Origin of the sequence: Bradyrhizobium sp. IC3123, assembly GCF_020193625.1 — a bacterium.
GTDB lineage: Bacteria > Pseudomonadota > Alphaproteobacteria > Rhizobiales > Xanthobacteraceae > Bradyrhizobium > Bradyrhizobium yuanmingense.
Genome location: NZ_JADYVF010000032.1, coordinates 1 through 8,298 on the forward strand (window position 1 = coordinate 1; position 8,298 = coordinate 8,298).

At 64.6% G+C, this 8,298-nt stretch carries 6 protein-coding genes; 5 read left to right on the plus strand and 1 reads right to left on the minus strand.

The features are described 5' to 3' along the window. Positions 1 to 182: 182 nt before the first annotated feature. The gene (locus I6F20_RS37325; protein WP_225131509.1) at positions 183 to 620 is read right to left on the minus strand and encodes a ribosomal maturation YjgA family protein; all 438 of its coding nucleotides are present in this window, start codon (positions 618 to 620) and stop codon (positions 183 to 185) included. A 79-nt stretch (positions 621 to 699) separates the two neighbouring features. On the opposite strand from I6F20_RS37325, the gene I6F20_RS37330 reads away from it, so the two are divergent. From I6F20_RS37330 to I6F20_RS37350, 5 genes are all read left to right on the plus strand, one after another. Beyond that, positions 700 to 2,031 carry an MFS transporter gene (locus I6F20_RS37330; RefSeq protein ID WP_225131497.1) on the plus strand — a complete coding sequence of 444 codons (1,332 nt, stop codon included), beginning with the start codon at positions 700 to 702 and terminating at the stop codon, positions 2,029 to 2,031. A 218-nt stretch (positions 2,032 to 2,249) separates the two neighbouring features. Beyond that, on the plus strand, positions 2,250 to 3,356 hold the full coding sequence (locus I6F20_RS37335) for an efflux RND transporter periplasmic adaptor subunit (RefSeq protein ID WP_225131499.1): 1,107 nt from the start codon (positions 2,250 to 2,252) through the stop codon (positions 3,354 to 3,356). Between the two features lie 222 nt (positions 3,357 to 3,578). Beyond that, complete coding sequence (locus I6F20_RS37340) at positions 3,579 to 6,716, plus strand: efflux RND transporter permease subunit (RefSeq protein ID WP_109145020.1); 3,138 nt, start codon at positions 3,579 to 3,581, stop codon at positions 6,714 to 6,716. A gap of 33 nt (positions 6,717 to 6,749) precedes the next feature. Beyond that, a complete protein-coding gene (locus I6F20_RS37345; protein WP_036013870.1) occupies positions 6,750 to 7,349 on the plus strand; it encodes a TetR/AcrR family transcriptional regulator in 600 nt (199 codons plus the stop codon). A gap of 176 nt (positions 7,350 to 7,525) precedes the next feature. Further along, a complete protein-coding gene (locus tag I6F20_RS37350; RefSeq protein WP_036024785.1) occupies positions 7,526 to 8,149 on the plus strand; it encodes a flavin reductase family protein in 624 nt (207 codons plus the stop codon). The last annotated feature ends 149 nt before the right edge of the window (positions 8,150 to 8,298 follow it).

The following is an 8,298-nucleotide window of genomic DNA, read 5'->3' on the forward strand; positions in this document are numbered from 1 at the left end:
GGCAGCCACAAACTGCTCTGGGTGGGCTCGATCCGATCGCCAGCGGCCTGCCGGGGTTGCAGCCCCGGCAGGCCATTCCTCTCGGAACACCCCAATCAATATCCGATTGCGCTATTACAAGGGTGGGCAAAGCGAAGCGTGCCCACGTCTTGCCTATTCGATGACGAGACGTAGGCACGGCGCTACGGCGCCTTTGCCCACCCACCGCGCATGGCAACGCGATCGATCCACATGCCAAACGCAATCCCAACCGCATAGGCCAGCAAATTCCAAAGCGAGAAGATGCGGCCGAGCAGCAACGCGCCGGCGGTGGTGAGGCGGAACGCATCGAGCCAGGGAGTATGCATCAGGCGGGAGAACTCGACGACTGCCGCGATCACTATCGCGATGGCTGCGAGCTGGCTCCGTGTCAGCCGCGGCAGCACGACTCCTGCCAGCAGAAACACCATCGTCGCCCACAGCAGCGAGCCGCCGTACTTCACGATGAACGCAGGCAGGCCGAGCGGGAAGCCGTACCAGCGAAGGGACAGCCCACAGGCAATCACTGCGAGCGCGAAAGCAGCGCGCATCAGTGAGGTCTGTAGAGGCGCAACAGGCGTGCCCGGCTGCGTCTCGTGCATTGCTTGCTCCATTGACTCTTTGCTCGCGATGCTGAAAACGGCCGCAAACCCGAAAAAAGCAACAACCCCGGGGGAAGCCATGAGCCAGACCACGACCTATGCCGGTTCCACCGGTGCCACCAAGTCGGAGATCGAAACCTCGACCATCCGCGCCATCTCCTGGCGCCTGATTCCGTTCCTGGTGCTGGCCTACTTCTTCTCCTATCTCGATCGCGTCAATCTCGGCTTCGCCGCGCTGACCATGAACGCCGATCTGAAATTCACGCCGCTGATCTACTCCTGGGGCGCCGGCATCTTCTTCATCGGCTATTTCATCTTCGAAGTGCCGAGCAACCTCGCCCTGGAGAAATTCGGCGCGAGCCGCTGGATCGCCCGCATCATGGTGACCTGGGGCATCATCTCGGCGCTGATGGCGGTGGTCAGCGGGGTCACCAGCTTCTACGTCCTGCGCTTCCTGCTCGGCGTCGCCGAGGCCGGCTTCTTCCCCGGAATCATCCTCTATCTCACCTATTGGTATCCGGCCGAATATCGCGCCCGCTTTCTTGCGGCCTTCGCCATCGCGGTGCCGGTCTCGACCGTGATCGGCGCGCCGATCTCGGGCCTGTTGCTCGGGCTCGACGGCATGATGGGCCTGAAAGGCTGGCAGTGGCTGTTCATCATCGAGGGCATCCCGTCGGTGCTGCTCGGCATCGTCACCTGGTTCTATCTCACCGACAAGCCGGAGAAGGCGGACTGGCTCTCGGCCGAGCAGAAGGCCTGGCTGAAGGCGAAGCTGGATGCGGAGATCGCGGCCAAGCAGGCGGTGAAGCATTTTTCGCTCGGCGAGGCGCTGTCTTCACCGAAGGTGATCGCGCTCAGCCTGGTCTATTTCGGCTTCGTCGGCGCGCTCTACGGCATGCAGTTCTGGCTGCCGCAGATCGTCAAGGCGTTCGGTCTCACCAACGCCCAGACTGGATTCGTCACGGCGATCCCGTATCTGTTCGGCACCATCGCCATGATCCTGTGGGCGCGGCATTCGGATGCGAGCCGCGAGCGCGTCATGCATGTCGGCGCGCCGCTGCTGCTCACCGCAGTCGCGCTCGGCATCTCCTCCTATCTCACCGATCCCACGCTGACGATGGTGGCGCTGACGGTGGCCGCGATCGGCGTGTTCTGCTGCTTCGGTGTGTTCTGGACCCTGCCGACCGCCTGGCTGTCCGGCACGGCCGCAGCCGGCGCCATCGCGCTGATCAACTCGATCGGCAACCTCGCCGGCTTCGGCGGGCCGTACCTGATCGGCTGGGTCAAGGAGGCGACGGGCCAGACCTCGACGGGCCTCTTGGTGCTCGCCGTGCTGCCGTTGATCGCGGGCATCCTGGTGTTCGTCGGCGGACACGACAGCAAGCACGAATTCGCCGACCTGGGGCGGTGAGGGGGCACGCACGTCGCGCGCTGTACCCACCATCTTCGCCGCAGAGCGGTTCTGGTGGGCACGCTCCGCTTTGCCCACCCTACAATAACACCTCGCGGCCAAGCCTATCCCTCCTTACCACTCCTTCACGATCACGCATTCCTGATGACTGACGATTATTGACTTTTATCAGTGAACAGTCGACATTCCTCTCAGTCGAGATGCAGGAGTGTCCTTCGATGTTCGTCCGGTCGATTTTGTCGAGCTATTCCAAGCTTTTCGCAGGAGCCGCGCTCGCCCTGATGGCCGTTTCGCTGGCAGGGTGCAATGATACTGTCGCCGAGAAGGCCGAGCCGCCGCGGCCGGTTCTGGTGGCAACTGCCCATTACGCTGCCGAGACCCCGGAGCGCAGCTTCGTCGGCACTATCCGTCCCAGGATCGAGAGCGATCTCGGCTTCCGCGTCGCCGGCAAGGTGGCCAAACGCCTCGTCGAAGTCGGCCAGACAGTCGAAGTCGGCCAGCCGCTCGCCACCCTCGACGAGGTCGACCTGAAGCTCCAGGCCGAGCAGGCCGTTGCCGAGCAGACCGCCGCAACCGGCGTGCTGGCCCAGGCCGCCGCCGCCGAGCAGCGCGCCAAGGATCTCAAGGCCAAGGGCTGGACCACGGACGCCCAGCTCGACCAGAGCCGCGCCGCCGCCGATGAAGCCCGTGCGCGCTTGAACCGGGCCGAGCGCTCGGTCGAACTGACCAAGAATTCCCTTTCCTACGCGACGCTGGTTGCCGACGCCCGCGGCGTCGTCACCGCAACGCTGATCGAGCCCGGCCAGGTGGTTGCCGCGGGCCAGGCTTCGATCCGTGTCGCCCGCTTTGCCGAGAAGGAAGCGGTCGTCGCGATCCCTGAAACGCTGGTTGGACGTGCCAAGTCGGGCGTCGCCAGCGTCACTCTCTGGTCCGAGCCGAACAAGAAATACACGGCCAAGCTGCGCGAGATCGCGCCGGCAGCCGATCCCGCCACGCGCACCTATCTGGCAAAGTTCTCGCTGCCCGAGGCCGACGACAAGGTCGCGCTCGGCATGACGGCGACGCTGACGCTGTCGGATGCCGCGACCGAGCGCGTCGCGCGGTTGCCGCTGTCGGCGCTCTTCAACGAAGGCGGCAAGCCCTCCTTCTACGTCGTCGACGACAACGGTGGCGTCACCCTCAAGCCGGTCACGGTGAAGTCCTACGAGAGCAAGGACGTCGTCATCACCGGAGGCGTGGACGAGGGCGCCAAGATCGTCGCCCTTGGAGTGCAGAAGCTCGATCCCGGCCAGCGGGTGCGGATCGTGTCGTCCTTGTCGTTCTGATCCGTCGTTTGAAAGTCTGGTCCTTCGGACCATCCCGGAATGACAAGAGAAGTGAGTTACGTCGTGTGAGGTGAGTTTCGGCCTTTGTCCCTAAGCAAAGGCTGAAGCGGCGAAGCGATCCAGAACCTGCCCAGCCCCCTGGATTGCTTCGCTGCCTCGCGACGACTGTTTGAACAGAGCGGCTGTCGTTGTTTGCAACTGGATCGTCTTTCGGAGAGTGCGATGAAGCGCTTCAACCTTTCGGCCTGGGCCGTCAGCCATCCGACGCTGGTGCTCTTCCTGATGATCATCCTCGGCGTCGCCGGCTTCTTCTCCTATGAGAAGCTCGGCCGTGCCGAGGATCCGTTCTTCACGGTGAAGGTGGTCAACGTCTCCGTGATCTGGCCCGGCGCGACCGCGCAGGAAATGCAGACCCAGGTTGCCGATCCCATCGAGAAGAAGATCCAGGAGCTGCCCTATTTCGAGAAGGTGCAGACCTATTCCAAGCCCGCCTTCACCGCGCTCCAGGTCACCTTCCGCGACAACACGCCGCCGAAGGACGTGCCCTACCTCTTCTATCTCCTGCGCAAGAAGCTGGTCGACGTGCAGGGCCAGCTGCCGTCCGGCATTCTCGGGCCCGTCGTCAACGACGAGTTCTCCGACGTCGATTCCATCCTCTACATGATGACCGGCGACGGCGCCGATTATGCCCAGCTCAAGAAGGTCTCCGAAGGTTTTCGCCAGCGCCTGCTCAAGGTGCCCGGCGTGACCAAGGTCGACGTCTACGGCAACCAGGATGAGCGCATTTTCGTCGAGTTCAGCCACGCCAAGCTCGCCACGCTCGGCATCACGCCGCAGGCGCTGTTCGATTCGCTCGCCAAGCAGAACAACGTGACGCCGGCCGGCACGGTCGAGACCTCCTCGCAGCGCGTGCCGCTGCGCGTCACCGGCGCGCTCGACGGTGCCAAGGCCGTCGCCGAAACGCCGGTCGAGAGCAACGGCCGCGTGTTCCGTCTCGGCGATATCGCCACCGTCACTCACGGCTATGTCGATCCGCCGAGCTTCGTCGTGCGCCAGGAAGGCAAACCCGCCATCGGCATCGGCGTCGTCACCGCCAAGGGCGCCAACATCCTCGATCTCGGCAAGGAGGTCGAGAAGGCCACCGCCGACTTCATGAAGGCGGTGCCGCAGGGCATCGACGTCAAGCTGATCGCCGACCAGCCCAAGGTGGTCGAGCACGCCGTCGGCGAGTTCGTGCACTCCTTCATGGAAGCGCTCGTCATCGTGCTGTTCGTCTCGTTCCTGGCGCTCGGCTGGCGCACCGGCATCGTGGTCGCGCTGTCGGTGCCCCTGGTGCTCGGCATCGTCTTCATCGTCATGAACACGATGTCGCTCGACCTGCATCGCATCACGCTCGGCGCGCTGATCATCGCGCTCGGCCTGCTCGTCGACGACGCCATCATCGCGGTTGAGATGATGGTGGTGAAGATGGAGCAGGGCTGGGACCGCATGCGTGCGGCGTCCTTTGCCTGGGAATCTACTGCGTTTCCGATGCTCACGGGGACGCTGGTCACGGCCGCTGGCTTCCTCCCCATCGGCTTTGCCAATTCCGCGGTCGGCGAATATGCCGGCAGCATATTCTGGATCGTGGCAATCGCGCTGGTCGCCTCCTGGTTCGTGGCGGTGATCTTCACGCCCTATATCGGCGTCAAGCTGCTGCCCGAGATGAAGGCGCACCACAACCATGATCCGCATGCGGTCTACGAGACCCGCATGTACCGCGGCCTGCGCGCCATCGTGAAATGGTGCGTCAACCACCGCATCACCGTGGTGGTCGCGACCGTCGGCGTCTTCGCCGCCTCGATCGTCGGCTTCGGCCAGGTCCAGCAGCAGTTCTTCCCACTCTCGGAGCGCCCCGAGCTGTTCCTGCAGCTGCGCCTTCCGGAAGGCACCGCCTTCAACGTCACCGAGAAGGCGGTGAAGAAGGCCGAGACGCTGCTCAAGGACGACAAGGACATCGAGACCTATACCGCCTATGTCGGCCAGGGCTCGCCGCGCTTCTGGCTCGGCCTCAACCCGCAGCTTCCGAACGAGGCCTTTGCCGAGATCGTCATCGTTGCCAAGGGGGTCGAGGCGCGCGAGCGCATCAAGGCCAAGATCGAGACCGCGGCCGCCGAGGGCTTCCTGACCGAGGCACGCGTGCGCGTCGACCGCTTCAATTTCGGTCCGCCGGTCGGCTTCCCCGTGCAGTTCCGCGTGATCGGCCCGGACGCCAACAAGGTCCGCGAGATCGCCTACCAGGTCCGCGACGTCATGCGGGAGAACAAGAGCGTCAAGGACGTCCAGCTCGACTGGAACGAGCAGTCGCCCTACCTCAAGCTCGTCGTTGACCAGGACCGCGCCCGCGCCATGGGCCTGACCCCGCAGGACGTCTCGCAGGCGCTGGCGATGCTGATCTCGGGCTCGCAGGTCACAACCGTGCGCGACGGCATCGAGAAGGTCGGCGTGGTCGCCCGCGCGATCCCGTCCGAGCGCCTCGACCTCGGCGGCGTCGGCGATCTCACCATCACCTCGCGCAACGGCGTCGCCGTGCCGCTGCAGCAGATCGCTCGAATTGAATATGCCCATGAGGAGCCGATCATGTGGCGGCGCAACCGCGACATGGCGATCACCGTGCGCTCCGACGTTGTCGACGGCGTGCAGGCCCCTGATGTCACCAACCAGATCACGCCGAAGCTGAAGGCGATCAAGGATCACCTCGAGCCGGCCTACCGGATCGAGCCGGGCGGCGCGTTCGAGGAATCCGCCAAGGGCAACGCCTCGATCTTCATCCTCTTCCCGGTGATGGTCATGGTGATGCTGACGCTGCTGATGATCCAGCTGCAGAGCTTCTCACGCCTGATTCTGGTGTTCCTGACCGCGCCGCTCGGCATCGTCGGTGCCTCGCTTGGCCTCAACGTCGCCAATGCCCCGTTCGGCTTCGTGGCGCTGCTCGGCCTGATCGCGCTCGCCGGCATGATCATGCGCAACACGGTCATCCTGGTCGACCAGATCGAGACCGACGTCAGCCACGGCCTGACCCGGCGCGAGGCGATCGTCGAGGCGACCGTCCGCCGTGCCCGGCCGGTGGTGCTGACGGCGCTCGCCGCCATTCTCGCCATGATCCCGCTGACGCGCTCGGCCTTCTGGGGCCCGATGGCGATCACCATCATGGGCGGCCTGTTCGTCGCGACCTTCCTGACGCTGCTGTACCTGCCGGGCCTCTACGCCCTCTGGTTCCGCAAGAGCCTGGACGAGGCCGGAACGCCCGAGCAGCCGGCCGCGCCGCAGCATGGGAGCGATGACCCGCACGCAATTCCGCTTGCCGAAGCGGCTGAATAGATGAGAAGACTGTTGACCAGCGAGTCCTGACTGATGGCCCTTGTTTCGGAACATATTGAAGTCGACACCCGGGATCGCATCCTCGAGGTGGCCGAGCGGCTGTTCCGCCAGATCGGCTACCAGAAGACGACCGTCGGCGACATCGCCAAGGAGCTCAGGATGAGCCCCGCCAACGTGTATCGCTTCTTCGAATCGAAGAAGGCGATCCATCAGGCGGTGGCCCGCTCGCTGATGGGCGAGGTCGAGCTGGAGGCGCAGCGGATCGTGGCAAGGCCCGGTCCGGTGCTGCCGCGCTTCCGCGAGCTGCTCATCACCATCAATCGCATGAACACCGAGCGCTATGTCGGCGACAACAAGCTGCACGAGATGGTCGCGATCGCGATGGAGGAGGACTGGGAGGTCTGCGTCGCCCATATGGAGTGCATCGCCGGCGTCATCGGCCAGATGATCGCGCAAGGCGTCGCCTCCGGCGAGTTCGAGGCGCCGGACCTGCAACTGGCCTCGCTGTGCGCCTGCACCGCGATGATCCGCTTCTTCCACCCCCAGATGATCGCCCAGTGCGCCACCAAGCCGGGCCCGACCATCGACCAGATGATCGATTTCGTCATCGCGGGTCTGTCGCCGCGCCACTGACGGGCGGGGCGTTTTCTCCTATAAGCAGACTGATCGCCCCGGCACGACCGCCGGAGGCGGACCGGGACGGACCCACAAACTCCGTCATTGCGAGCGCAGCGAAGCAATCCAGACCGTCTCCGCGGAGGGATTCTGGATTGCTTCGCTGCGCTCGCAATGACGAAAGGAAGCAGCGCGTGACCGACAAAGACCTGTACTTCTACGAACCCTCCAAGGGCCACGGACTCAAGCACGACCCCTTCAACGCCATCATCGCGCCGCGGCCGATCGGCTGGATCTCCTCGCGCGACGCCAGGGGCCACGTCAACCTCGCGCCCTACAGCTTCTTCAACGCGTTCTGCTACGTGCCGCCGATCATCGGCTTCTCCTCGACCAACTGGAAGGACACGGTCGAGAACATGCAGCAGACCGGCGAGTTCGTCTGGAATCTGACGACGATGGATCTCGCCAAGCACATGAACGCGACCGCGGCACATGTCGCCCCCGAGGTCGACGAGTTCGAGGTCGCGGGCCTCACCGCCGTGCCCGGCAAGCTCGTCAATGTCCCGCGCGTCGGCGAGAGCCCCGTCGCCTTCGAGTGCAAGGTGTCCGACATCGTCCGCCTCAAGGGCGCCAATGGCAAGGAGGCCGACGCCTGGCTGACGCTCGGCGAAGTCGTCGCCGTCCACATCGACAAGGCCTTGATCAAGGACGGCGTCTACCAGACCGCCGCCGCCCGCCCCATCGTCCGCGCCGGCCGGCGCGGCGATTATTTCGAGATCAAGCCGGAGAACATGTTCGAGATGGTCCGGCCGGACTAGGCCACTTCCGTCATTCCGGGGCGACGCGCAGCGTCGAGCCCGGAATCCAATCATCGACCAACGCTGCGGCACGATGGATTCCGGGCTCACGCTTCGCGTGCCCCGGAATGACAGTGGAGAGACATTCAGCCCCCACCCCCTCCCGGAAC

Excerpts from the sequence above, each read along its gene's own strand:
- I6F20_RS37325 (WP_225131509.1), bottom strand. The coding sequence starts at position 620 with ATGCACGAGACGCAGCCGGGCACGCCTGTTGCGCCTCTACAGACCTCA.
- I6F20_RS37330 (WP_225131497.1), top strand. The coding sequence starts at position 700 with ATGAGCCAGACCACGACCTATGCCGGTTCCACCGGTGCCACCAAGTCG.
- I6F20_RS37335 (WP_225131499.1), top strand. The coding sequence starts at position 2,250 with ATGTTCGTCCGGTCGATTTTGTCGAGCTATTCCAAGCTTTTCGCAGGA.
- I6F20_RS37340 (WP_109145020.1), top strand. The coding sequence starts at position 3,579 with ATGAAGCGCTTCAACCTTTCGGCCTGGGCCGTCAGCCATCCGACGCTG.
- I6F20_RS37345 (WP_036013870.1), top strand. The coding sequence starts at position 6,750 with ATGGCCCTTGTTTCGGAACATATTGAAGTCGACACCCGGGATCGCATC.